The following is a 23,535-nucleotide window of genomic DNA, read 5'->3' on the forward strand; positions in this document are numbered from 1 at the left end:
GAATTAATTTTGTATCAAAGATGTCATTACTCAAGTGGGTTGCTTTTAAGAAATTGCAAAGGTTAAAGGTTGATATTACTTGTCAGTAATTTGTTCTTGTTGCAAAGCTCAACTTGATCAGGAAAAGAGAACCTGAGGTTAACCTCAGGTTCTCTTTTCCTGATCAAGTTGAGCGAATATGCATATTAAATAACCCGAGTTCGGGTTAAGGGTATTTTTGAGTGCGCAAAGCTCGCGCTAAGGGCACTTCAGCCTATCCTGAACTGAGGTTAAATAATGACTTCATGGATGTCATTTAGAGCGGGCAATGTAGCTTCTGACGTGCGATGGATAGAACTGCGATCGCACCGTATTGCAAAGGGACATGCTTCACAATGCCCATTTCCGTCATCAACCTGGGGAAGGAACTGTCCAGCCCGGTAATCTTCCAGGTATTGCTCTAAGCGGGCCAGTAGGATGCTAAGTTCTTCGGCGATCGCATGATGTTTCTCCGCCGCATAGGGAAATCGCATCATTTGAGGGTTTGAAGCTTCGTCAGGCCCTCCCGGTTGCACAAACCAGTAGGTCATTGTGATTTGTTCGGGTAAGTAAGAACTCGTTTTTGCCAGAACGAAGGGGTACAGCTTGAATTGCCAGTTGCGTTCTAGCTTCTGGGCTGATGGTAGACCCAAGCCTGTTTTCCAGTCCAAAATATCGGCCTGCTCTGGCTCCAGAATCAACAGGTCATAGACAACGGTCATCAGAAAATCTTGAAAGACGATTTGACGGCGATGTTCACTTTGCCGAAATAGCGCATGGTCGCGCCGCATCACATCTGGGGCCGTTGCCAGAAAGCGTTCCATTAGTTCACTGAGGGCCGCATCTTCACCCAGCACCTGGGTAGAGAGCCCCAATTCGTGCTGCTGCATCAATGTGTGGAAGCGGCTACCTCGGGCCATCGCCTCCTGCTGCTCAAAGGTCAGTGGAATACTTAATTGGTCGAGGTAAATATGTTGAAAGAGCCGGGGGCAATAATCCAACGTATTTAAATGCCCTTGAGAAATTTGCATCATGATGCAGCGATGTTAATGATGTTTGATTGTTATAACGTTCCTGGGTGATTCAAGCATGTTTTTGAGCCTGGCCAGGCTGCACTCACTCAAGCTCTCAAAGACATGCCTGCACTAGAGGGTCATCGTTATAACTGGCCCCTTCCTTCACCAGTATTCCCGCACTATCTGGCATACTGAGCAGGATTAACGCTTTTGCATAGACCGACGCACGCTCCATGGCAGAACAGCCCGACTCGTTGTCACCGACTAAACGTGCCTTACTTGCCCTGAAAGAACTGCAAGCTAAGGTTGATGCCCTGGAACAGGCGCGCACCGAACCGATCGCCATCATTGGCTTGGGCTGTCGTTTGCCGGGAGGCGTTGATTCGCCCGACAGTTTTTGGAGTGTTCTGCATCAGTCGCAAGATGCCATTACTGACGTGCCGGGCGATCGCTGGAACCCCGATGACTATGACAGCCCTGATCCAGCGTTACCGGGCTGCCCCCGGCGCGGTGGGTTTGTGCCTCATCTGTGGGATTTTGATGCTCCCTTTTTCCGCATGGCCCCTCGGGAAGCCCTTTCTCTCGACCCACAACAACGGCTACTCCTGGAGGTGAGCTGGGAGGCTCTAGAACATGGAGCGATCGCCCCCGATTCCCTAAATGCTTCCCTGACCGGGGTTTTTGTTGGAATTTGCAGCATTGACTACTGGCAACAACTCCTCAATCAGGCACCGGAGCAGATTGACGCCTATTTGGCCACGGGCAACACCCACAGCGTGGCTGCTGGCCGTCTCTCTTATCTGTTAGGGTTGACAGGGCCTAGTCTGGCCGTGGATACGGCATGCTCTTCTTCCCTGGTATCCGTTCACCTGGCCTGCCAGAGTCTTCGCAATGGGGAATGTAACCTCGCTCTGGCGGGAGGCGTGAACCGTATCCTGTCACCCGAACCCGGAATTAATTTTGCGCGGGCACGGATGCTCTCGCCCGATGGGCGTTGCCGCAGCTTCGATGCCGACGCCAATGGTTTTGTGCGAGCGGAAGGGTGTGGCATGGTGGTGTTGAAGCGGCTGCGGGATGCTGAGCGCGATGGCGATCGCATTCACGCCGTGATTCTCGGCTCAGCGGTCAACCACGACGGGCGCACCAGTGGCCTGACCGTGCCCAATGGCCCTTCTCAGCAAGCCCTGGTGCGGCAGGCGCTTGACAATAGCCGGGTGCAGCCGGAGCAGGTGAGTTATCTGGAGGCCCACGGTACGGGCACAGCACTGGGAGACCCGATTGAGGTGAATGCCTTGGGGGCCGTGTTTGGAGGCGATCGCGCCAGTGGTAAGCCTCTCATCCTGGGCTCTGTCAAGCCAACCATTGGGCATCTGGAAGCAGCCTCCGGGATTGCTGGATTGTTAAAGGTAGTGCTGGCTCTGAAACATCAGCAAATTCCGCCCAACCTGCATTATCAGACGCCGAATCCACATGTACCCTGGGCTGAATTGCCGATTCAGGTGCCTACAACTCCGGTCGCATGGCCGCAGGGGAGCGATCGCCGAATTGCTGGCGTCAGCGCTTTTGGATTCAACGGTACCAATGCCCATGTGGTGCTGGCCGATGCCCCTGACGAAGCGGTGCCCATTGCTGTTGATCAAGATTTGCCCGGATGGAATGTGCTGTGCCTTTCTGCCCGTGATGAAACGGCCTTGCGGCAACTTGCTGAGCGCTACCAGGCTTATATTCAGAAACACCCTGAGCTACGGTTGGGAGATGTGTGTTGGACAGCCGCCGTAGGGCGATCGCACTTCCCCCAACGGCTCGCAATTGTGGCGCAGTCTATGGCAGAGTTGAGCGATCGCATTTCCGCCTATCTGCGCGGCGAATCAGACGCTTTTGTCTATCAAGGGCGTGCTGCAACGTCTGAGTTGACAGAGTGGGAGGCAAAGCCGTCTCTCGAAGCCTGTCACCAACTGGCGGAGCGTTACATCGTGGGATATGGGTTGGAGTGGTCGAAGGTTCATCCGTCCCGTGGGAACCGTCGAATTCCACTGCCGACTTACCCGTTTCAGCGTCAAACCTATCGCATTGTTCCTAAAAGGAATGCTTAGGAGATTTCCAGTAATAAAATTACCTCCGGGATGTGGGTGCTTTCCCTGCGAAGCGGGCAAAGCACCCACATCCCAGATAAATTCTTATGTAGAAATCTCCTTAGTTCGTGCATTTCTTTTACGGCTGAGGCGCCGCGACTATCGCTATACAATTGTCCATAACTTCTATCCGGGCGTTTTCGCGAACAAAGAGACAAAGACTGCCGTCTCTTTCCTGTAAACCTTTCGTCAACGTTTGAACTGTGAAATTGTTTCCCCTTCGTTTTCTTTCGGTTGTGGCGATCGCCCTGATCCTCCCTCTCACCTATCTGTCTGCTAGTCAGGCTCAAACCGGCACATTAGTGGCTCAAACGGCTCAGAATCGAGATTTGCAATCGGGCCGGCCAGTGGTATCAGGAGATGAGGGGCAATTTGTAGGCCAAGTGCTGGTCAATGTTCCAGCAGAAATGGCCTGGCAGGTTCTGACCGACTACGACAACTTTGAGAACTTCCTACCAGGTGTGGCCTCCAGCCAGTTGTTGGCCAGTGAAGGTAACCGCCGGGTATTTGAGCAGGTCAATGAAGTGCGAGTGGCCTTTTTCAATCGCCGGACTCGGGTCCGGCTTGCAACCACTGAGAACTTCCCCCGGGCGATTGACTTTCAACTGGTCGAGGGCGATGTCGAAAGTGTCGCTGGCAGCTGGCAGATTGACCCTGTACCGAACAACCCAAATCAGGTCGTGGTGACCCATCGGGTTAATGTGGATCCAGGGCCAGATAACCGAGGCCTCTTCTTTAATATCTACCGCAATAGCTTGCGGGATACCCTGGGTGCCTTGAAGCAAGAGATGGAACGTAGAGCAGAAGGCTAAGGCAAGTATGGCTAAAATGCAGAATTCAGGGAGCATCGTTGCCGGGGGACACGCCATTATTACGGGGGGCTCGAGCGGTATTGGCTTAGCAACAGCCCATCGTTTGGTGCAGGCAGGTATGAATGTGTCACTGGTGGCCCGTGACCCCGGCAAGTTGGCGATCGCCCAATCCGCCCTCACCCCAAGTTCAACCCAGGTACAGGTGTTTTCAGCGGATGTTAGCGATCGGACCCAGGCAGAAGCGGCGATGGCAGGAGCGATCGCGGCTCTGGGTACCCCTGATCTGCTGATTACCTGTGCTGGCATTGCCCATCCCGGATATTTTCGGGAACTGCCTATCGATATCTTTGAGCAGACCATGGCGATCAATTACTTCGGCACCCTCTATTGCATCCGCGCTGTGCTGCCTGCTATGGAGGTACGGCAGCGCGGTCATCTGGTGCTGGTATCGTCCGGAGCTGGGTTGGTTGGGCTGTATGGCTACACACCCTACAGCCCAACCAAATTTGCGTTGCGGGGGTTGGCGGAAGCCTTGCGGGGAGAAGTGAAACCTTCTGGCATTGGCGTTTCCATCGTCTACCCCCCCGATACCGATACCCCTCAATTGGAGGCTGAAAATCGGACCAAGCCTGAGGAAACTAAGCGTATCACCGCCACCGCCGAAACCTGGAGTGCGGATGGCGTTGCCCAGGAGATTCTGCGTGGGGTAGAGCGGCGGGTCTTCGCCATTACTCCTGGCACGGAAATGAGTGTCCTCAACCGTCTCCACAGCCTTCTGGCCCCAGGGCTGAACTGGTATTTTGACCGGCTAGTGGCTGAGGTCGCTGCTCAATCTGGTCCTCGCTCTCCTCAATAACCATGCGCTCTTTTGCTCTGACTCGCCGTCAGGGATTGCTAATTAGCCTGCTAATTCCCCTGATTTACGGTGCGCTCTCCGCTATCTTCTGGCTGAATCAACCCTATGTGATTCAGGATGACGTACGCCATCACATTGTTTGGATGCAACGTTGGGCTGATCCGGAGTTGTTCCCGAATGACTGGAGTATCAACTATTTCCATTCCGTTGCGCCGCTAGGATTTAAGGCTGTTTATCGTTTTGCGTTTCTTCTTGGCATCGCACCGCTAGCTTTTGCCAAAGTTCTGCCGACCCTGTTAGCTCTTGTCGCATCCTTTTTTATTTATCGCCTCACTCTGCGACTGTTTCCAGTCACCGTAGGCGCGGTGCTGGCGGTGTTATTGTTCAATCAGCAAATTTGGCTCAACGATGACCTGGTGTCCGCCTCACCTCGGGCCTTCGTTTATCCCATCTTTGGTGCTTTTTTAGATTTTCTGGCGGCCGGAGCGGTGTGGCCCTGTATTGGAGCGATCGCTCTCCAGGGTCTGGTTTTTCCCCAACTCGCTATTCTCGCAGTGGCAGTGCTGACGGTGCGTCTGATCAAAGTGTCGAAGCGAACGCTGCAGTTGTCCTCCAACCGGGCAGATTATCGGTTGTGGGCGTTGGGACTGGGGGTCGCGATCGCCGTTCTCATCCCTTTTGCGTTGGATGTAAATGTATCAGAGTATGGCCCGGTGATCACCGCAGACCAAATGCGGTCTATGGCAGAGTATTATCCTGGGGCACGCAATGTTTATTTTGAGCCACTTGCGTTGCGCCTTCTCTTTAAAGGCTCTATTGGGCCTGGGTTGCCTTACTTCCCAACCGTCGTTCTGTTGGGCTTTGCGTTACCCTTCCTTCCTAAATCGCGCTTTCCGCTAACGTCTCGCATTCAACCCCAAAGTCGGCTGCTCTTCGATCTGGTCGTTGCCTCACTCGGCTTATTTGGGCTGGCCCATCTGCTGCTGCTGCGGCTGCACTTCCCAAATCGCTACACGTATCACACCTGGCGCTTTGTGCTGTCCATTGCCGCTGCGATTTTCCTGGTGGTTCTGTTGGAGCGGTTTCTACATGGGTGGAACCATCGCCGTATTGCTCGTTCTATAAGGCACAACGTTCAGGCAGGATTGGTCGCCCTGGGGCTGGCAACGATCCTGTTCGTGCCTCTCTACCCTCCCCTACTGCGGGTTTTTCAAATCTGGATTGTGGGCAAAGCTCCTGTTCTGTACGAGTACCTGGCCCAGCAACCCAAGGATATCCAGGTTGCGTCCCTGGCTCTGGAGGCCAATAACATTCCAGCCTTTGCGGGGCGATCGCTCCTCGTAGGTCGCGAACTGACCCTGCCCCACCACATTCGCTACTATGCCGAAATCCAGAAACGAGCTACGGCTGTGATCCAGGGCCAGTACTCCCCCGACCCGGCTGCTCTGCGGCAGGCGATTGAGACCTATGGCATTGACTACTGGTTGCTGGATGCGAATGCCTTCGACCCCGGTTACTTCCTGCAACCCTCGCAGGATTGGCTCTATCACAGCTCGTTTAATGCTACGGTGGAGGCCGCGATCGCCCAGCTTAAGTCTAAGCAACTGCCTGCGATCGTCCCATACATTCCAACCTGCACGGTTCTGCAAACCCCCGATCTAACGTTGCTCGATGCCCGCTGCCTGCTGGCATCGACCGCTAGCGTTCAGCAAAAAAATCCTTAATTTTAGTATCGCTTCCAAACCCTTAAAAACTGGCAGGATACGAACACTCCACTTTCCTCTACCTCTGCTCCGTTCCATGGCTAAAGTATTTGACAGTATTACCGATGAGCTTCAGGCTTTTATTGCCCAGCAGCCCATGTTTTTTGTGGCCACAGCTCCCCTCAGCGAAACTGGCCACGTTAATATGTCTCCCAAAGGGTTAGATTGCTTGCGTGTCTTGTCACCCAATCAAGTCGCCTACTGCGATCTCACCGGAAGTGGCAATGAAACCTCGGCTCACCTTCAGGAGAATGGGCGCATTACGTTTATGTTTTGTGCTTTTGAGCGGGCTCCGTTGATACTTCGTCTTTATGGCTACGGCAAAACTGTGTTGCCGACCATGCCCGAGTGGCAAACCCTTGCTGCTTGTTTACCCGAAATCCCAGGCACCCGCCAAATCATTGTAGCTACCATCGATCGGGTTCAGACCTCCTGCGGTATGGGTGTGCCGCTCATGACACTGAATGAGCAGCGGGATGACCTGCTACGATGGGCCGACAAAAAGGGCGAACAGGGGTTACTGGACTACTGGAAACAAAAGAATGTCATCAGCATCGACCAGATGCCAACACCGCTGGGGGCTGCCATCTCAGAATAATAATGCTGTGTCTCTTGCGAAGCGAGGGACACAGCATTTTGGATTTTATGGTTAATTGCGTTGAGCTATCTAGTACAACTGTCGGACGGCTTCCTGCATAGTACCCGATTCTTCAATGCACACCGCATAGAGCTGAATAGCATCCAACCCAATTTGTTGTTGAGCGGCAGCGATGTCCATCCCTGGCGAGGCACAGAACTGGCCCACCGTCTGAGTGTACTGTTCAGGTGTTCCTAGCAGGCTGTTGAGGCGGGTTGGGTCTTGCAAATTATCGACTAGGCGTAATACGACCGCATCGGTCAGGACTGCTGCTGACTCTAGCCTATCGCCGGGCTGCAATCCTCCCTGCACAATAGCCGACTGCACAATATTTTGAAGGAGCTGACTACCCTGGTCAGTGTTAACAAACGTGGCCAATACCTGAGGTGTGAGACGAGGGTCAGCATCCATCGCGGTTCGGAGGCCCACCAGGGTACTGGCTGCCATGACATCCGCGACTGTTGAGAGGTAGTTATTGTAGGTCACGCCTTCAACAACACTGCCGTCCTGACAGACCACCCAACCATTAACCGGGGTGGTCTGCAGGTTCACTTTCCCCTGTTCCCAACAAGCAGCCACCGTTGTCTGAATTTGGGGTGAGAACATTGAGCTCAAACGCTGCAGGCTATCTTGCGAAACTGCGGGGCCACCTGCAGGGGCTTGCACGTCCGGTGTGGATGCCGGAACGGCAAGCCCAGAAGGGATAGCTACAGAAACGGGTAAGCCCAAACCTAGCCCTGCAAGAGCCACTGTGAAGAACGAACGCAATCCCATAAATATCTCCAGAGGTAATAAACTAGCCTCGTAGCAGCACCCGCCGCATCTGTTCCATGTTAGCCGGCAAATCCATACGGATGGCCTGCTGGATAAAGACCGAAGGGACAGGAATGGCTGGCGTGGCTTTGACTTGATAGGTGAGCAAGGTGCCGTTCTCGTACTGCTCCAGGTGTAAATCTGCCGAGAAGTCATGGAAGCTGCCCCGCTCCATCCGAAACTGGATGCGGCTGCGCTGACCTTTCAAATATTGTTCAAAAACTTTGAGGTGAATATCTACCTGAGCCTGAAATATGAAGAAGTTTTTTGTGGCTGCCTGGTAGAGGCGCTTCCAACTGCGATCGCTCCGCTCCAACACCACTTCACTACGGGTAATATCAGGAAAAAACTGCACCCAACGGGGGTAATCCGTGAGCTGTTCCCAGGCAGCGGTCAAGTGCATCGGTAGAAACATGCGGGCGGTAACAGCAGCTCCCCAGGCTGTATGGGTCTGGGTATCGACTAAAATTTCTCCCTGGGTGAGCCGGGCTCCTTCGCCGGGGTGTAGCGTGGCGATCGCGCTCGGCTCTTCTGCAGGAACATCAAATCCGTGAGATGCAATTCCACCAACCATGGCCTGTACTCCAAGTATTTCCAACCCTTCCAGCACCCTTATGCCCATCTGCTCACACTATGCACCAGACTTTGCATAGAATGGCTCAAGGTTTGATAAAGAGTTGAAGAAATTGCAATTGTCTACGCCTGTCGCACACCCAACAACTCTCGTGCCACAATAGCCCATGTTAACGTCTCAGTAACATCCGTAACTGTATTGGAGACGGATGTTCTAAGCCGGAAGCCGTACCGTAAAATTGCTGAAGTGGGTCAGCTCAGTACCCGTTTTCAATGTTCGACATCATGTGGAGTGAGGATTGTGGGACGTAATCCCAACCTGGCCATTACTATTTTTCTCTATGTCACCGGCATCCTCCTGGTCATGATGGCTCTGCTGTTGCTGTTTCAGTCCTTCGGTTGGCTGCGCGAAGTTCCCCGTGAAGCGCTCTGGGCGCTGGTTATGCTGGCGATCGGCTCTGGGATTTTGGCCGGTATCCGCAATGCCCGTTGAGTAGGGTTGAGGAGTTTGGGAAACGGTTGATTGTTCGCGCCGATAAGGCACGGCATCAGCTGTATAAATACCCTTTTAGATGGCTGCTTGATTTATGAGACTCGAAACCACCCTATTTCTGGCATCCCTTGGTATTTTGATTGCAGTCTGGGCACTGCGGGGCTTTGGGATACTGACCTTTGTTCCCGGGTTGGTCATCTGGCTGTTGATGTTCACGACGATTGGGTCAGGCATTGTCGACATCGTGCAGCGGACGCGGCGCTGGTAATGATGAATCGCTCGGCTCATTTCATCCCCTCCCCCCTCCGGAGTAGCCTCATCCACTCGGTTCTTCGTATATGCCGCCTGTTCCTGGGGATTTGCTGGGGCGGAATAATCTTATGCGGAATCGTGTCTCCTGCCTGGGCTGCGGATGAGCTATCCCCGTTGCCAGATGTTGCCCAGCCCCTTCCCCCAGCAACCAATCCTCAGGCAGAGGATATTTCTTTTGAGAAGGTCAGTCAGTTTGTCCGGGCTTACTTGCAAGTGCTGGCCCTGCTTGACCGTCGTGAGGGCGACCTGCAAGCCGCCGAAACCGAACTGGAATCGCTCCGGTTACAACAGGAAGTTGAAATAGAAGCCTTTCACTTAATTGAAGCGTCGGGGTTGACTCTCCAGGAGTACTTGCAATTGTTGGGTCTAGCTAATACCGACCCAGAATTTGGTGAGCGAGTTGCAACTCTACTTCAGGAAATTCCTTTGGATTAACACCGGGATTAAATGAGTGCGTTTTAATAGGAAGGGCAGCCCCTTTTAGCCTGTCTTGAAGTGGCTGTCATTGCCTGTTGAGAGGGTAGTTGAAATGTTGATTTTGTGTGTACTAAGCGCGCAAGAAAAATGGTCCTTTTAGGGCTTTCAAACCACCTCTAAAAAACTATTCAATTATTGTGAGTTGAGGGAGCACTGTGGCTGATCCTCAGGTGTTGTGTTTAGGCGAAGTGTTGTTTGATAAGTTGGCAGATCAACCAGGGTTGCCACTGGACCAGGTGAAGTCTTGGACGGATTATCCGGGCGGAGCCCCAGCAAATGTGGCCTGTGCGCTAGTAAAGTTGGGTACCCCTGCTGCTTTTGTTGGCTGCGTTGGTTCCGATCAAACTGGGGATACCTTAGTCGAGCTATTAGAAACCATTGGAGTAGATCTCCGGGGCCTCCAGCGGCATCCAACGGCTCCTACCCGAGCGGTGTTTGTTACCCGTACGGAAGGGGGCGATCGCCACTTCGCTGGCTTTGGCAAATACCCGACATCTGAATTTGCCGATGCCTTCCTCAGTGCTGATACCTTACCTGCCGAGCTCTTTACCCATGCCCAATTTCTCGTCATGGGCACGCTGGAATTGGCCTATCCTGAGACAGCGGAAGCCGTGCGGCGATCGCTCGATCTAGCCGAGCAACACTCCCTGCAGGTCTTAATGGATGTCAACTGGCGGCCTATGTTCTGGGATGCGCCGGATACCGCGCCCGAGATTATTCGCGGCTTGCTGGATCGGGTGCAGTATCTTAAATTGTCAGCGGAGGAAGCAGATTGGCTGTTTGAAAGCCGTAATCCGGGGGCGATCGCGGCCCAACTTCCCCAGGCGAGAGGTGTTTTGATTACCGATGGAGAACGGGGCTGCACCTACTCGATCGCAGGTCATATGGGAGCTGTCCCTGCTTTTCCCGTAGATGTGGAAGATACCACCGGGGCTGGTGATGCATTTTTAGCGGGGTTCCTGCATCAATTGTGTCAGCAGGGGGAAACATTGTTTCAAACCCCGGAACAGACTCGGGAATGTATCACTTATGCCAGTGCAGTAGGAGCCTTGACTACCATGCGGGCAGGAGCAATCGCAGCCCAACCGGACCCGCGGGAAGTCGAAGCCTTCCTATATATGCACTCACTCGAGGAGGTGTGAAGCTGTGATTTCGTGGGCCAACCTACGAAATCATGTGCAGCCGATTGATGAAACCCAAGAGAACCCAGTTTTGAGGGTAAGCTTATGCCTTTTGAGATTGAACGCAAGTTTTTGGTGGTGGGTGACCAGTGGCGAACCTTGGGGGAAGGTGTCCCCTACCGACAAGGGTACTTAACGACCCAACCCGAGCGCACAGTCCGAGTTCGATTGGCGGGGGACCAGGGGTATCTCACCATCAAAGGAGCAACGGACGGCATTTGCAGGCGTGAGTATGAGTATTCCATTCCCCCATCTGAGGCGGAGGAATTGCTGGATCATCTTTGCGATCGCCCTCTCATTGAGAAGGTACGCTACCGAATTCACTGGGGCGATCGTCTCTGGGAGGTGGATGAATTCTTTGGAGAGAATGAAGGGCTAATTATGGCAGAGGTTGAGCTAACCAGCCCTGAGCAAGCCGTTGAAATTCCTGATTGGATCGGCAAAGAAGTTTCAGATGATCTGCGCTATTTCAATGCTTACCTGATGCGGCATCCTTACAAAACTTGGGCCACGCAGTAGAGGGTGTGCGCTAAGGGTACACCCTCCTTTACTGGGAATGCTGAGAATCTGAGCAACTCAGTAAAGAGGGGGATAGGTGTGGATACCTTTCCCTACTGAAATGATTAGGCTCCGGTAATCTGGCGATCGCTCGTATCCTCGACCACCTGTGCTGAAACCTCGACGGCCTGCACGTCCACCGTTCCCGGAGGCGTGAGCCGGATGAAATGCTTTTGCTCAACTTGCAAGGGTTCACTGCAATTGGGGCAGCGCAATTGGGTTCCGTTGAGACCAACGCTTGTGTAGTTGCAAACTGGGCAAGCGTCTTCTACCAGGTTACGGCGCAACCACCAGCGGAATCCTATAAATGCAATCACAGGAGCAACCGCTAGCAAAACCAGGAGGATGGCCACTGACTTGACTAACCATCCCAAACCAACGGCGCCCAGGAGCCAGATCACCGCAAAAATGGTCAGCCAGAGGCCAATCCCAGACAGGTTAAAAGATAGCCTGGTCATATTGTTGGGGTTCATCGCAGACTCCTATTGCACGGGGCAACCGACGTCGAGGGGACATGCTCTTCCGGTTGTGGATTGTATAGTACCAGCATAATCTGCTTCGATGGGTCGGGTATTGGAAAGATTTCCACACTCATTGCTAGGGTCATTTCCCTATACCTGATCTTCCAATTGAGCAAAGAGGGAGGTGGAACAAAGCCCTACCCCCCTCTCTGCTGGATTAAAAGAGGATTAATTTTCTTCACCTTGCTTCACAATAACCAGACAGTTTCGGCCATCCTGGCTTCGTTCATAAACGGCTTTATCAGCAAGACGACGGATCAAAAACCATCCGTAGCCGCCTAAGCGAGGTACACCCAGTTCGGGTTCTTCGATGCTATTGGGGTCGAAGGGTTCACCACGGTCCCAAATACGAATTTCGATGCGATCGTTCCACAGAGCAAGATCCAGGTCGATTTCCGTCTCTGAAGGCAATTCCTGGTGAGCATGACGAACGGCATTGGAAAAGCCTTCCGTTAGTGCCAGGTGTAAGGGATAGAATTGCTGTTTGAGCCAGTTGAAATCGCGGACGTAGGGATTGCAAAACTGCCGAAACCAGTCTTGCACATCATTTATTACAGAAAGATCGCTACTGACGGTAATATGAGTTCGCCGAAACACGCCTCTAACAGATCCCCTAATTAAGTAGCTAAGAACACACTAGGCACAGTTTAACGTCTGTTGTAGCGAATATAGCCAAAAGGCTATGATTCTCCAAGGGTTTTGTCATTGATTGATAACACGTGGTTTTTGGAGCGCCTGACCACCACCTCATACTAAAGGCTGAAGTTTCCGGAGAGATAACCCCTGCCTTTAAGCCCATTCTATTCTAAAAAGTACCTCTTGAGACGTACTACCTTTAGTAACAAAGGTTATAGTAATTTCCCCATCTCGCATTAAAGCCTTAATACTGCCGTCGCAAAATGATGGCAGTATTAAGGCTCTGGTTCAACGAAGAACTGCTCGTACGCAAGCGCACGAGCAGTTAATGTTTGAAGATGAGTCTAGAGCGCGTTTAATCGCTGAAAGCGTTGATTGTTTGTACGTGAAGCGCACGAATCATCAACTTTTAAAGCCGACTCTAGAACAGGCCCAGCGTCAGAGACTTATCGATGGGCATGGTTGCGCCGATACCTAGGTAGAGGGTGAACGCAGTTCCAAACAAGAACAGCGTGGTCGCAACAGGGCGACGGAACGGGTTCTGGAACTTGTTAACGCTCTCGATGAAAGGAATCAGCATCAGACCGAGAGGAATCGCAGTTTGTAGCGAAATTCCTAGCAGTTTGTTAGGAACAACGCGCAGGATTTGGAAGGCAGGGTACAGGTACCACTCTGGCAAAATTTCCAGAGGAGTTGCGAAGGGGTTAGCAGGCTCACCGACTACTGCGGGATCTAGAACCGCAAGGCAAACGACGCAAGCGATCGTCCCCAGAATTACCACGGGGAAGATGTACAGCAAGTCATTTGGCCAGGCAGGTTCACCATAGTAGTTGTGACCCATCCCTTTCTTAAGCTTCTCGCGCAATGCGGGATCGCTCAGATCCGGCTTTTTAATCGTGGCCATGTCTCAAATGTTCTCCTTTAACAAGGCTTGCAGGGAGTTGAAAAAAGGGAAGTAGCGACCAAAGGGGAAGGATAGTTATTCTACCCTGCCCCTGCGAATCGTTATTTACAACGGCCCAGAGATCCCTTGCTTCCGGATCATCAGGAAGTGGGCCAGCATGAACACAGCAATCAGCCAGGGCAGCACGAAGGTGTGAAGGCTATAGAAACGAGTGAGAGTCGCTTGACCAACGCTCTGACCACCCCGCAGCAGTTCTACCATCAGAGAACCGACAACCGGAATAGCTTCAGGAACGCCAGAAACGATTTTCACTGCCCAGTAGCCAACCTGGTCCCAGGGAAGGGAGTAGCCCGTTACCCCAAAGGAAACCGTAATCACAGCGAGAGTTACGCCCGTGATCCAGGTCAGCTCACGGGGCTTCTTGAAGCCACCTGTCAGATACACGCGGAAGACGTGCAGAATCATCATCAGCACCATCATGCTGGCAGACCAGCGATGGATGGAGCGGATCAACCAACCAAAGCTCACGTCAGTCATGAGGTATTGCACAGAGGCAAACGCATCAGTAACGGTGGGCTTGTAGTAGAAGGTCATGGCAAAGCCGGTAGCAAACTGGATCAGGAAGCACACCAGTGTGATCCCACCCAGGCAGTAAAAGATGTTGACGTGAGGAGGAACGTATTTACTGCTAATGTCATCAGCGAGCGCCTGAATTTCCAGTCGTTCCTCAAACCACTGGTAGGCTTTGGAGTCAGTTACCTGCTTTGTAAACATGAAGCAAGAGGGGGGATATAAAATACTGCGATTTCTTAAAAATGTAACACAGTCTATCAGGGTTTTGATCCGTTGCCCCTTGCGGCTTTCCGCCGAAAAAAAATGGGAATCCGCTGAGCAAACTGTGCCATTTTGAGCATAGAGACGGGCAACATATGAGAACCAGGGGTAGGCAAGCGGTACTCCTTTTGAACAGCTCCTGTTGCCAATCGGTATCTATATGGAAGATTCTGCAGTCCTCCTAAGGCTGGAACTTCTAAATGATTGTTTGGCCGGTGATGTCTTAAGTCTTATAAGTCAGAAGTAATCAACTTCTCCGAAGCCTTATTAAATGCTGAGAAAGTTTAGTCAGGTCTTTTGAAACCCCTAATTTGCAAATCCTGTGCACTGAACAAAATCATAGGGTTCTAGAAAAACTGTCCAGAGGATTGAAAAGTGTTGGTTTAAGATGAGCTTATGAAAAGATGGATTTTGCGATTCGGATTGCTCCTGCTTGTGCTGGTGGCCAGTTTGAGCCTCTGGACTCCGGCATCCTCTGCCTTCACGGATGAACAAAAATTACTCAGCGAAGTCTGGCGGATTGTGGACCGGGCTTATGTTGATAGCACCTTCAACCATCAGAACTGGTGGATGGTGCGGCAAAAAGCTCTGCAACAGCGTCTCGATACCCGGGACGATGCCTATAGCGCCATTCAAAAAATGTTGGCATCCCTGGATGACCCCTACACACGTCTGCTCAAGCCTGACCAGTATCGGAGCTTGCAGACCAATACATCGGGCGAGTTGAATGGTATTGGCCTTCAGATTACTCAAGAGTTAGAAACGGGTGATTTGCGCGTAATTGCGCCTATTGAAGGCTCTCCAGCTGATCGGGCTGGGATTCAGCCGAACGATCGCATTCTCAAAATCAATGGTGTTCCTGCCAAAAATCTGACTTTGGACGAGGCAGCCGAGCGTATGCGCGGTCCTGTTGGGACCATTGTAGAGCTGACCCTAGGGCGGGACGAGGGTAGCCCTGAGGATGTGCAGTTGGTGCGCGATCGCATCACCCTTAACCCCGTGGTCGCCGAGTTGCGAAATGAGAAAGACTTAAAGATTGGTTACATTCGTCTCAGCCAATTCAATGCCAATGCTGCCAGTGAAGTGGCCCATGCCGTCGGCAAGTTGGATCAGCAGGGAGCGGTGTCGTACATCCTGGACTTACGCAACAACCCTGGTGGCCTATTGCAAGCGGGGATTGATATTGCGCGGCTGTGGTTGGATGATGCGACGGTTGTTTACACGGTTAACCGCGACGGCATTCAAGACAGCTTTTTTGCCCATGGTCAGGCATTAACGGACAAACCCTTGGTCGTGCTGGTCAACCAGGGAACTGCAAGTGCGAGTGAGATTTTGGCGGGGGCACTGCAAGACAACCATCGGGCGCAATTGGTTGGCGATCGCACCTTTGGTAAGGGGCTGATTCAATCTCTATTTAGCCTGTCAGACGGCTCCGGATTGGCGGTGACCATTGCCCGCTATGAAACACCCGACCACCACGACATTAACCGTCAGGGTATTATGCCTGACGTCGTGATTGAGGCAGACCCCCTGAATCGGAACCAGTTGGGCACCGATGTTGACCCACAGTTTCAGGCGGCAGTTGAGTGTTTAACGAAGCAGGTTACCGTAGCTCAAGCATCCTGAAGCGATTACAAAATCCATCCAACTGAAGAGCGGGGGAACTTAGTTCCCCCGCTCTTTAGTTGGATGCTGAGTACTGCGTCGATTAAGTACAGCACATTGCCATTGCTATAAAACAGGCCCTAGCTCTTGGAGGACGTCAGAACCAAAATGGGTGGGCTTTAATGTGACTAGAGCGTTGGTACTATTCCCATGACTGCCTCCCCGTCCCGGTCGTCTAGCCGCACCTATCACGACCCGTTGCATGGTGCAATTACATTGAACCGCCAACGACCGGATGAAGCCCTACTGGTTCACTTGATTGATACGCCTGAGTTTCAACGACTACGCCGCATTCGTCAACTGGGAGCCGCTAGCCTTACGTTTCATGGGGCTGAATCCTCTCGGTTTACCCATTCGCTGGGGGTGATGGCGATCGCCCGTCGCGCCTTTGATCTACTGGCGCAAGATAACCCGGAGCTACAGCCCTACCGGGCCACTGTCCTCTGCGCAGCGTTATTGCATGATTTAGGACATGGGCCATTTAGCCATACCTGTGAAGACATTTTTGGAACCCATCACGAAGTCTGGACAGGTCGCATTTTAGGAGAATCCCACGCTATTCGAGAGGTGTTGGATAGCTACGACCCGGAACTGCTGGGGCAACTGCGACAGGTGTATGCCAAGCAGCATAACGTTCCGCTGGTGTGGCAGTTGGTGTCGAGCCAGTTGGATTGCGATCGCCTCGATTATTTAATGCGTGACAGCTACTTCACAGGGGCTTCCTATGGGCGGTTGGATTTAGACCGGATTCTGATGGCTATGAAGTTTGATCCAGCGAGCCAGCAGTTGGTGGTGGCTCGCAAAGGCATCACTGCGATTGAACACTATCTCATCGTGCGGTTTTTTATGTATGCCCAGATTTATCACCATCCGAAAAATATTGCGGCGACCTGGGTTTTAGAACAGGCATTTCGGCGGGCGAAAGAACATTTTGCCGAGGGTAATCTGGATGCTGATGAGGTAATGGCAGGTTGGTTGCGGGGCGACGGCGATCGCCTCCCCCTGAAACACTATTTAGCGGCTGATGACAACCTTTTCGTCTACCATCTGCAACGGTGGCAACGGCATGCTGACCCGATTCTTGCAGATCTCTGCCGCCGCTTTATGAACCGCGATTTACCGAAGACGCTTGATATTAGCCCCTATAGTTCTAAGGCCCAGCAAGCCCTGCTGGAGGCTCTCCAACCACGCTTGCAACAGGCCGGTTTTGTCCCCAATTATTACTGTGGCATTCGCGTGGCCTGGAATCGCGGTTATACCCTTTATCAGCGAGGGATTAAACTGCAAACGGAGGATGGTTTGCAGGAAATTAGCGATGTGTCACCGTTGCTTCGTACTTTGACACAGCCCCTGCAAAAGATTTGGTTAGTGTATCCTCGGGAGATCGATCCGAAAGTGGAAATGGCGATCGCATAACGCATGTAAAAAAACGTCAGTTTAGATTAAGGGAATCCTCGGGGATAATGCACAATGTAGGGGAAGATGGTGCTCTAAATAATGCCGAAATGCCGTTCAAAACAGTCGTATAGAAAATAGGATGTTCCTACATAAAGCTTCTCAATTAATGCCTGGAACCTTTATTCCATAATTACTTGGCGTCGATGAGTTGAAGATTTTATGTTCTTCTGTAAGAACTGTTGTTGGCTTTTATGAAGGGGTATTTACTTTCTACGAAGGATCTCGGATTCCTGACAAATTGCTGCACCATAGAATGGCCTAAAGATTACCCCCTTCCAAAAATGCTTGCATCCTATGATTGCCCAGCATATCCCCTGCCTGCCGAAGCTCCTGATCGTAGATAATTCGCCAGGCAACCGGGCAATTTACATTCAATATTTGAAATCTCAACCGAAGCAGTCCTACTACTTTCTCGAAGCTGAGAGTTTGGAGGGTGCTGTGCAGGTATGGCACGCACAGAGCCCTGACCTGGTGTTGTTGGATTTGCAGTTGCCTGATGGGGATGGCTTGGAATTTCTCAAAGCAATCCGTACCGAGCCAGCCAGTCAGTTGCCGGTCATTATCGTAGCGGATCAGGGAGATCCACGGGTTGTGGTTCAGGCTATGAAGCTAGGAGCCGCGGAGTACCTGCTGAAAGAAGAGATTACGTCGGTTTCACTGCAGGCCTATTGCCATCAGGTATGCGATCGCGCCCTCCTCACCCGCCAACTCACCCGATCGCACCAGCAGGAAGCCGTCATTGCTGAAATGGCACTTCGCATTCGAAAATATTTGTCTCTGGATGAAATCTTTCAGGCGATTGTTGAAGAAGTTCGGGCATTCGTCAATGCCGATCGCGTCGTTATTTACCAATTTAACCCGGATATGAGTGGAACGATTGTCGCGGAGGATGTGATTCCTCCCTGGCAATCGTGCTTGCTGATATCCGTTATGGATACGTGCTTCCAAGAAAATCTGGGTGGAAATTATCGGGATGGCCATTATTCGGCGGTCTCTGATATTTACGCAGCCAATCTGACAGCTTGTCATATCCAGCTTTTGGAACGGTATCAGGTGCGGGCCAACCTGGTGGTGCCGATTCTGTTGCCAAACGCAGCCAAGCCGCTTTGGGGATTGTTAGTTGTGCATCAGTGCGCTGCACCCCGTGATTGGGAAGCAACTGATATTCGATTACTTCAGCAGTTGTCCGTGCATCTGGCGATCGCTATTCAGCAGGCAACCCTCTATCAAAACCTTCAAACCCTAAATGCCTCCCTGGAGCGGAAGGTTGCCGAGCGTACTCATGCCCTGGCTGCTAGTGAACGCAAATTTCGAGGCATTTTTGACAACACATTTCATTTGACGGGAGTGCTGGCTCCTGACGGAACACTGTTGGAGGCCAATCAAACGGCCTTGATCTTTAAGGGCTTGCAGTTAGAGGACGTTGTAAACTGCTCATTCTGGGAAACGCCCTGGTGGGACGTTTCTCAGGTCGTGCGCGAGCAGTTGAGGGGCGCGATCGCTCAAGCGGCTGAGGGCAAATTCATTCGTTATGAGGTTGAGATATTAACGGCTGAGACGCAGTTGGTACCTGTCGATTTCTCGCTCCGACCGGTATGGGATGAGGCAGGGCAGGTGGTTATGCTCATTGCCGAAGGTCGCGATATTAGCGCGGCCAAGCAACTAGAAGCAACTCTGCGGCACCAGGCGCAAGTCCTGGATCAGGTCACAGATTCGGTCATCGTCAGTGAAGCGACCAACCGCGCCATCATCAATGCCATTCCCGATTTGCTCATTCGCATGAATCGGCAGGGCGAGTATCTGGAGATGTTAAGTGGTGGTTCCCTGCGGAAAGTGTTGATGCCGCCCGCTGGCCTGGAATTCCCAACAGGAGATGATTGGCTGCCCACATCGATAGCGGTTCAGCGATCGCAAGTCGTTGAGCAAGCCTTCAAAACTGGCATGGTGCAGGTCTATGAACAGCACCTCGAATTGGATGGAGAAATGTGCTGGGAGGAGGTACGCGTTAGCCCGATTGATCAAAATATTGTGCTGATCATGATTCGGGATGTAACCGAGCGCAAGCAGGCTGAGGTTGCTCTCGCTCAGCTTAATCAGGAGCTAGAAGTCAGAGTTGCACAACGTACAGCAGCCCTGCGCGAAAGTGATGAACGTTGGCAGTTGGCACTGCAAGGCAGCGATGCTTCCCTATGGGATTGGAATATAAAAACGGGGGAAACTTTTCGTACAAAACGCTGGCGGGAACTACGAGGTCTGTCTGAGCATGAGTCAGGCAGTACACCGGAGGAATGGACTGAGCGCATTCATCTGGATGATCGCGATCGCGTCCTGTCGGCTCTTGCAGACCATCTGGCTCAGAAAACCGCTTTTTACCAGGAAGAGTACCGGATTCAGCGCAAAGATGGCAGCCACATTTGGATTCTCGACCGGGGGCAAGCCCTCTGGGATGAAACGGGAGTCCCGATACGGATTATCGGTTCTGAAATGGACATCAGCCGACGTAAAGAGGCGGAATTAGAGGCCCAATTGCTTTGGGAACGGTTGCAATTTGTGCTTTCTTCTAGCCCTGCTGTGATCTTTACCTGTCAGCCCTTTGGAAACTATGCAGCGACGTTTGTCAGCGACAATATCTTGAACTTGAGTGGCTACACGGCAACCGAGGTGTTGGCGAATGCAAATTTCTGGGTTGAGCATATTCATCCCCAAGATGCTCCCCAGATTCTTGCAGGAATGCCCCTTGTGCTGGAACAGGGGAAGCATATTCAGGAATACCGCTTTCTCCATAAGGCTGGGTATTACTTGTGGGCACGGAACGAACTGCGGCTGGTACGAGATGCCCACGGAAATCCCCTGGAGATCGTTGGCTACTTTGCCGATATCAGCGATCGCAAACAACTGGAACTCGCACTCCGGGCCTCTCAAAAGCAACTCAGCGATATTCTCAATAGTGCCGATGCTGGGATTATTGGATACCGGCTATTGGCAGACGGGACGTTTGAATACGACTACTACTCCAAAGGGTGCGAAGCCATTTTTGGATATACCGAAGATGAGTTTGTAGCCGATAAATCTCTTTGGCTTTCTCGGGTGCCTCCTGAGGATTTGCCTGTCATCGAGACGGTGTTAAAAAACATTCAAGCTAAAGGTGAATCCGGCCTGCTGGATTACCGATTTCGACATTCTAATGGCTGTCTCAAATGGATTTCCGCTACCTACACGACTTACTACAACGCTGCTGAAGCCTGTTGGGTTGTGACGGGAGTCAATGTTGACATTACCCAGCGCAAAACGGTAGAGGAGGCTCTGAAGCAGAGCGAAGCCACAAATCGTGCGCTCATGGAAGCGATTCCGGATGCCCTGGTACGAATGCGCCGAGATGGGCAGCAAATGGGAGCTACTAACGTAGGAGCAATTCGTTATCTGGGGGGGCATGGCGCGGTTGACGGACATTCTATTTTAGAAATTTTGCCTCTGGATATTGCCCGAGAACGGATTTCTTTGGCGGAGCAGGCGCTTCAAACGGGACAACTGCAGCGCCAGGAGTATCAGTTTCTCAACCAGGGGCAAGTCTGTTGTGAGGAAGCCCGCATCGTGCCTTTACTCAAGGATGATGTGCTGGTGGTTGTGCGCGATATTACCAGTCGAAAACGGGCTGAGGCCGAACTGAAACGGCTTTCGGAACGGCTCACCCTGGCTCTCAAGTCGGCAGCAATTGGCTGTTGGGATTGGGATCTTACAAACAATACAACCATCTGGGATGATCGCATTTGTGAGTTGTACGAAGTTTCACGCCAAACGGATGCTCCATTCGACAATGAAGTTTGGCGAAATAGAGTTCATCCCGATGATTTGGCCCCTACAGAAGCCGCCCTTCAGCAAGCACTGATGGGTGAGGCAGACTATGATACCGAGTTTCGAATTGTGCTTCCGGATGGTCGGATTCGGTTTATTAAAACCTACGGCATGGTGGTACGGGATGCGGAGGGCAAGCCCCGCAGCATGATTGGTATTAATTTTGATATTAGCGATCGCAAACAAGTTGAACTCTCACTTCGCCAGAGCGAAGAGTTTAAGCAACGACTAATTGAAAGTAGTAGTGATTGTATTAAAGCGATCGATTTGAATGGTTATCTTGTCTATCTCAATGAGGGGGGGAAATGCCTCTTAGAAGTGGATGATTTAAGCGTTTTTCACAATACAAAGTGGGTGGATTTTTGGCCTGCGGAGTACCACCCATCTGCAGAAGCCGCCCTCATCCAGGCAATTAATGGCGAACTGGCACGCTTTCAAGGGTGCTGCCCAACTGCCAGAGGCAACCTAAGATGGTGGGATGTCGTCGTGACTCCAATTTTTGATGACAACGGTCAAGTCTTTCAAATTTTGGCAACATCACGTGATATTACAGAGCGTAAACAATACGAAGTCCAATTGCTGCAAACCAACGAAGAGTTGGCCCGTGCTACCCGCCTCAAGGATGAATTCCTGGCGAATATGAGCCACGAACTACGGACTCCCTTGAATGCAATTTTAGGGATGTCAGAGGCACTTCAAGAAGAGCTTTTAGGATCGCTGAATGAACGGCAGCAACAGGCACTGAGCATCGTTGAGAAGAGTGGGCGACACCTGTTAGAACTGATTAACGATATTCTCGATTTGGCTAAAATTGCCTCTGGCAATATGGAATTGTATTTAGATTCGGTGTTGGTCGAGAATCTCTGTGAATCCAGCTTGCTGTTTGTTAAACAGCAGGCTTTTCAAAAGGGCATTAAAATTACGAGTCACATTTCAAAGAGCCTCAAGGCTATTACGCTCGATGAGCGGCGGATGCGGCAGGTTCTAATTAACCTGTTAACGAATGCGGTGAAATTTACGCCGGAGGGCGGTCAGGTGAGCCTCACAGTGGTTGTGGGCCGGGGCAACACCTGGGATGGCCTGGCAACGGTCCCACCTCAGTTGGTGGCTCAAGATTCGCCACTGGTTTTATTTCAAATTACAGATACTGGGATTGGCATCACCGAAACAGATTTGCGGCGGCTCTTCCAACCCTTTGTGCAGATTGACAGCAACCTGAATCGTCAACAAACAGGTACAGGGCTGGGGCTGGCGATGGTTAAGCAGATTACCGAACTGCATGGGGGGCAGGTGATAGTTGAAAGTTCCCTGGGTCAAGGGAGCTGTTTTACCGTGGCGCTTCCATATCGTGTGCCTGTGTCGAGCGAACTGGTGCAACCTCTGGCGGCTGGGTTTGTAGAGTGCATGGAAGCCGAGATAGAGGGGGAGGGGGCGATCGCCCCCCTCATTCTGCTGGCTGAAGACAACGAAACCAACGTGGCGACCTTCAGAACTTATCTGGAGGCCCGCAACTATCGCATGTTGGTTGTTAGGGATGGTGCAGAGGCTGTTGCGATGGCCCGCACTCATCGGCCTGATTTGATTTTGATGGATATTCAAATGCCCGGAATAGATGGTTTAGAGGCAATTCGCCGTATTCGCGCAGATGCAAGATTGGATGTCATTCCTATCATCGCGATGACTGCCTTAGTGATGCCAGGCGATCAGGATCACTGTATGAATGCGGGTGCGAATCAATATCTGAGTAAACCCGTTAGTCTGAAACATTTGTTGGAAGTTATTCGGCAATTTCTAGACCCTTAGAAATACAGAATTTAGTGCATGTTTTGTGTGTGGTGCGCGGAACACCACACACAAAACATGCACTAAATTCGGAGGTGCGTCGCCCTCCAAACCTCCCGACCGGGAAACGGCGGCCCGTCCCCCAGGCCCCTTCGGCCTAGGAGGTTTTGCATTTTCGGGAGGCTGCTTCGCGCGCCCTTTGACAAAACTTATTTTGGTGGGCGCTTTGAGCACGCCAAAAC

General features: G+C 51.9%; 20 protein-coding genes. 13 read left to right on the top strand and 7 right to left on the bottom strand.

What is annotated here, in order from left to right; translation table 11 throughout:
- Positions 1 to 269 precede the first annotated feature (269 nt).
- Positions 270 to 1,052, bottom strand: a complete 783-nt coding sequence (locus NDI52_RS17635) for a PD-(D/E)XK nuclease family protein (protein WP_190771631.1) — start codon at positions 1,050 to 1,052, stop codon at positions 270 to 272.
- A 215-nt stretch (positions 1,053 to 1,267) separates the two neighbouring features.
- Between NDI52_RS17635 and NDI52_RS17640 the strand changes: the two genes are divergently transcribed.
- From NDI52_RS17640 to NDI52_RS17660, 5 genes are all read left to right on the top strand, one after another.
- Positions 1,268 to 3,127, top strand: a complete 1,860-nt coding sequence (locus NDI52_RS17640) for a polyketide synthase (RefSeq protein WP_190771632.1) — start codon at positions 1,268 to 1,270, stop codon at positions 3,125 to 3,127.
- A 242-nt stretch (positions 3,128 to 3,369) separates the two neighbouring features.
- Positions 3,370 to 3,978: an SRPBCC family protein gene (locus tag NDI52_RS17645; protein WP_190771633.1), complete on the top strand. Its 609-nt coding sequence runs from the start codon at positions 3,370 to 3,372 to the stop codon at positions 3,976 to 3,978.
- Positions 3,979 to 3,985: 7 nt separating this feature from the next.
- On the top strand, positions 3,986 to 4,834 hold the full coding sequence (locus NDI52_RS17650) for an SDR family oxidoreductase (RefSeq protein WP_242035893.1): 849 nt from the start codon (positions 3,986 to 3,988) through the stop codon (positions 4,832 to 4,834).
- A gap of 2 nt (positions 4,835 to 4,836) precedes the next feature.
- The gene (locus NDI52_RS17655) at positions 4,837 to 6,558 is read left to right on the top strand and encodes a hypothetical protein (RefSeq protein ID WP_190771634.1); all 1,722 of its coding nucleotides are present in this window, start codon (positions 4,837 to 4,839) and stop codon (positions 6,556 to 6,558) included.
- Between the two features lie 76 nt (positions 6,559 to 6,634).
- Positions 6,635 to 7,195, top strand: coding sequence for a pyridoxamine 5'-phosphate oxidase family protein (locus tag NDI52_RS17660; RefSeq protein WP_190771635.1), 561 nt, complete (start codon positions 6,635 to 6,637; stop codon positions 7,193 to 7,195).
- Between the two features lie 69 nt (positions 7,196 to 7,264).
- On the opposite strand, the gene NDI52_RS17665 is transcribed toward NDI52_RS17660, so the two are convergent.
- Both NDI52_RS17665 and NDI52_RS17670 read right to left on the bottom strand, forming a co-directional pair.
- Positions 7,265 to 8,008, bottom strand: a complete 744-nt coding sequence (locus NDI52_RS17665) for a hypothetical protein (protein ID WP_190771636.1) — start codon at positions 8,006 to 8,008, stop codon at positions 7,265 to 7,267.
- Between the two features lie 22 nt (positions 8,009 to 8,030).
- Positions 8,031 to 8,621: an SRPBCC family protein gene (locus tag NDI52_RS17670; RefSeq protein ID WP_190771637.1), complete on the bottom strand. Its 591-nt coding sequence runs from the start codon at positions 8,619 to 8,621 to the stop codon at positions 8,031 to 8,033.
- Positions 8,622 to 8,921: 300 nt separating this feature from the next.
- Here NDI52_RS17670 and NDI52_RS17675 point away from each other — a divergent pair, with 300 nt between their 5' ends.
- From NDI52_RS17675 to NDI52_RS17695, 5 genes are all read left to right on the top strand, one after another.
- A complete protein-coding gene (locus tag NDI52_RS17675) occupies positions 8,922 to 9,113 on the top strand; it encodes a hypothetical protein (protein ID WP_190771638.1) in 192 nt (63 codons plus the stop codon).
- 94 nt (positions 9,114 to 9,207) lie between these two features.
- On the top strand, positions 9,208 to 9,381 hold the full coding sequence (locus NDI52_RS17680; RefSeq protein ID WP_190771639.1) for a hypothetical protein: 174 nt from the start codon (positions 9,208 to 9,210) through the stop codon (positions 9,379 to 9,381).
- A gap of 122 nt (positions 9,382 to 9,503) precedes the next feature.
- Positions 9,504 to 9,860, top strand: a complete 357-nt coding sequence (locus tag NDI52_RS17685) for a DUF4168 domain-containing protein (protein ID WP_347280064.1) — start codon at positions 9,504 to 9,506, stop codon at positions 9,858 to 9,860.
- Positions 9,861 to 10,057: 197 nt separating this feature from the next.
- Positions 10,058 to 11,044, top strand: a complete 987-nt coding sequence (locus tag NDI52_RS17690) for a PfkB family carbohydrate kinase (RefSeq protein ID WP_190771640.1) — start codon at positions 10,058 to 10,060, stop codon at positions 11,042 to 11,044.
- A gap of 84 nt (positions 11,045 to 11,128) precedes the next feature.
- The gene (locus NDI52_RS17695; RefSeq protein WP_190771641.1) at positions 11,129 to 11,602 is read left to right on the top strand and encodes a CYTH domain-containing protein; all 474 of its coding nucleotides are present in this window, start codon (positions 11,129 to 11,131) and stop codon (positions 11,600 to 11,602) included.
- A gap of 104 nt (positions 11,603 to 11,706) precedes the next feature.
- Here NDI52_RS17695 and NDI52_RS17700 read toward each other — a convergent pair whose 3' ends face one another.
- The 4 genes from NDI52_RS17700 to petB form a co-directional block, all read right to left on the bottom strand.
- Entirely contained in the window at positions 11,707 to 12,099 is a 393-nt protein-coding gene (locus NDI52_RS17700; protein ID WP_199307956.1) for a hypothetical protein, read from the bottom strand.
- Positions 12,100 to 12,330: 231 nt separating this feature from the next.
- The gene (locus NDI52_RS17705) at positions 12,331 to 12,759 is read right to left on the bottom strand and encodes an ATP-binding protein (protein WP_190771643.1); all 429 of its coding nucleotides are present in this window, start codon (positions 12,757 to 12,759) and stop codon (positions 12,331 to 12,333) included.
- Between the two features lie 460 nt (positions 12,760 to 13,219).
- The gene (petD, locus tag NDI52_RS17710; protein ID WP_190771644.1) at positions 13,220 to 13,702 is read right to left on the bottom strand and encodes a cytochrome b6-f complex subunit IV; all 483 of its coding nucleotides are present in this window, start codon (positions 13,700 to 13,702) and stop codon (positions 13,220 to 13,222) included.
- Positions 13,703 to 13,807: 105 nt separating this feature from the next.
- Positions 13,808 to 14,476 carry a cytochrome b6 gene (petB, locus tag NDI52_RS17715; protein WP_190771645.1) on the bottom strand — a complete coding sequence of 223 codons (669 nt, stop codon included), beginning with the start codon at positions 14,474 to 14,476 and terminating at the stop codon, positions 13,808 to 13,810.
- 456 nt (positions 14,477 to 14,932) lie between these two features.
- Between petB and ctpA the strand changes: the two genes are divergently transcribed.
- The 3 genes from ctpA (at position 14,933) to NDI52_RS17730 (ending at position 23,314) form a co-directional block, all read left to right on the top strand.
- A complete protein-coding gene (ctpA, locus tag NDI52_RS17720; RefSeq protein WP_190771646.1) occupies positions 14,933 to 16,162 on the top strand; it encodes a carboxyl-terminal processing protease CtpA in 1,230 nt (409 codons plus the stop codon).
- Between the two features lie 189 nt (positions 16,163 to 16,351).
- Entirely contained in the window at positions 16,352 to 17,617 is a 1,266-nt protein-coding gene (locus tag NDI52_RS17725; protein ID WP_190771647.1) for an HD domain-containing protein, read from the top strand.
- A gap of 336 nt (positions 17,618 to 17,953) precedes the next feature.
- Positions 17,954 to 23,314 (top strand): PAS domain-containing protein, encoded by a 5,361-nt coding sequence (locus tag NDI52_RS17730; protein ID WP_190771648.1) that lies wholly within the window; start codon positions 17,954 to 17,956, stop codon positions 23,312 to 23,314.
- Positions 23,315 to 23,535: the final 221 nt, after the last annotated feature.

The sequence above is a fragment of the Leptolyngbya sp. PL-A3 genome, from assembly GCF_039962325.1.
Classification (GTDB): domain Bacteria; phylum Cyanobacteriota; class Cyanobacteriia; order Elainellales; family Elainellaceae; genus Vacuolonema.

Excerpts from the sequence above, each read along its gene's own strand:
- NDI52_RS17700 (WP_199307956.1), bottom strand. The coding sequence starts at position 12,099 with ATGACCAGGCTATCTTTTAACCTGTCTGGGATTGGCCTCTGGCTGACC.
- NDI52_RS17725 (WP_190771647.1), top strand. The coding sequence starts at position 16,352 with ATGACTGCCTCCCCGTCCCGGTCGTCTAGCCGCACCTATCACGACCCG.
- NDI52_RS17655 (WP_190771634.1), top strand. The coding sequence starts at position 4,837 with ATGCGCTCTTTTGCTCTGACTCGCCGTCAGGGATTGCTAATTAGCCTG.
- NDI52_RS17650 (WP_242035893.1), top strand. The coding sequence starts at position 3,986 with ATGGCTAAAATGCAGAATTCAGGGAGCATCGTTGCCGGGGGACACGCC.
- NDI52_RS17660 (WP_190771635.1), top strand. The coding sequence starts at position 6,635 with ATGGCTAAAGTATTTGACAGTATTACCGATGAGCTTCAGGCTTTTATT.
- petB (WP_190771645.1), bottom strand. The coding sequence starts at position 14,476 with ATGTTTACAAAGCAGGTAACTGACTCCAAAGCCTACCAGTGGTTTGAG.
- NDI52_RS17670 (WP_190771637.1), bottom strand. The coding sequence starts at position 8,621 with ATGGTTGGTGGAATTGCATCTCACGGATTTGATGTTCCTGCAGAAGAG.
- ctpA (WP_190771646.1), top strand. The coding sequence starts at position 14,933 with ATGAAAAGATGGATTTTGCGATTCGGATTGCTCCTGCTTGTGCTGGTG.
- NDI52_RS17635 (WP_190771631.1), bottom strand. The coding sequence starts at position 1,052 with ATGATGCAAATTTCTCAAGGGCATTTAAATACGTTGGATTATTGCCCC.
- NDI52_RS17640 (WP_190771632.1), top strand. The coding sequence starts at position 1,268 with ATGGCAGAACAGCCCGACTCGTTGTCACCGACTAAACGTGCCTTACTT.
- NDI52_RS17695 (WP_190771641.1), top strand. The coding sequence starts at position 11,129 with ATGCCTTTTGAGATTGAACGCAAGTTTTTGGTGGTGGGTGACCAGTGG.
- petD (WP_190771644.1), bottom strand. The coding sequence starts at position 13,702 with ATGGCCACGATTAAAAAGCCGGATCTGAGCGATCCCGCATTGCGCGAG.
- NDI52_RS17680 (WP_190771639.1), top strand. The coding sequence starts at position 9,208 with ATGAGACTCGAAACCACCCTATTTCTGGCATCCCTTGGTATTTTGATT.
- NDI52_RS17665 (WP_190771636.1), bottom strand. The coding sequence starts at position 8,008 with ATGGGATTGCGTTCGTTCTTCACAGTGGCTCTTGCAGGGCTAGGTTTG.
- NDI52_RS17730 (WP_190771648.1), top strand. The coding sequence starts at position 17,954 with ATGATTGCCCAGCATATCCCCTGCCTGCCGAAGCTCCTGATCGTAGAT.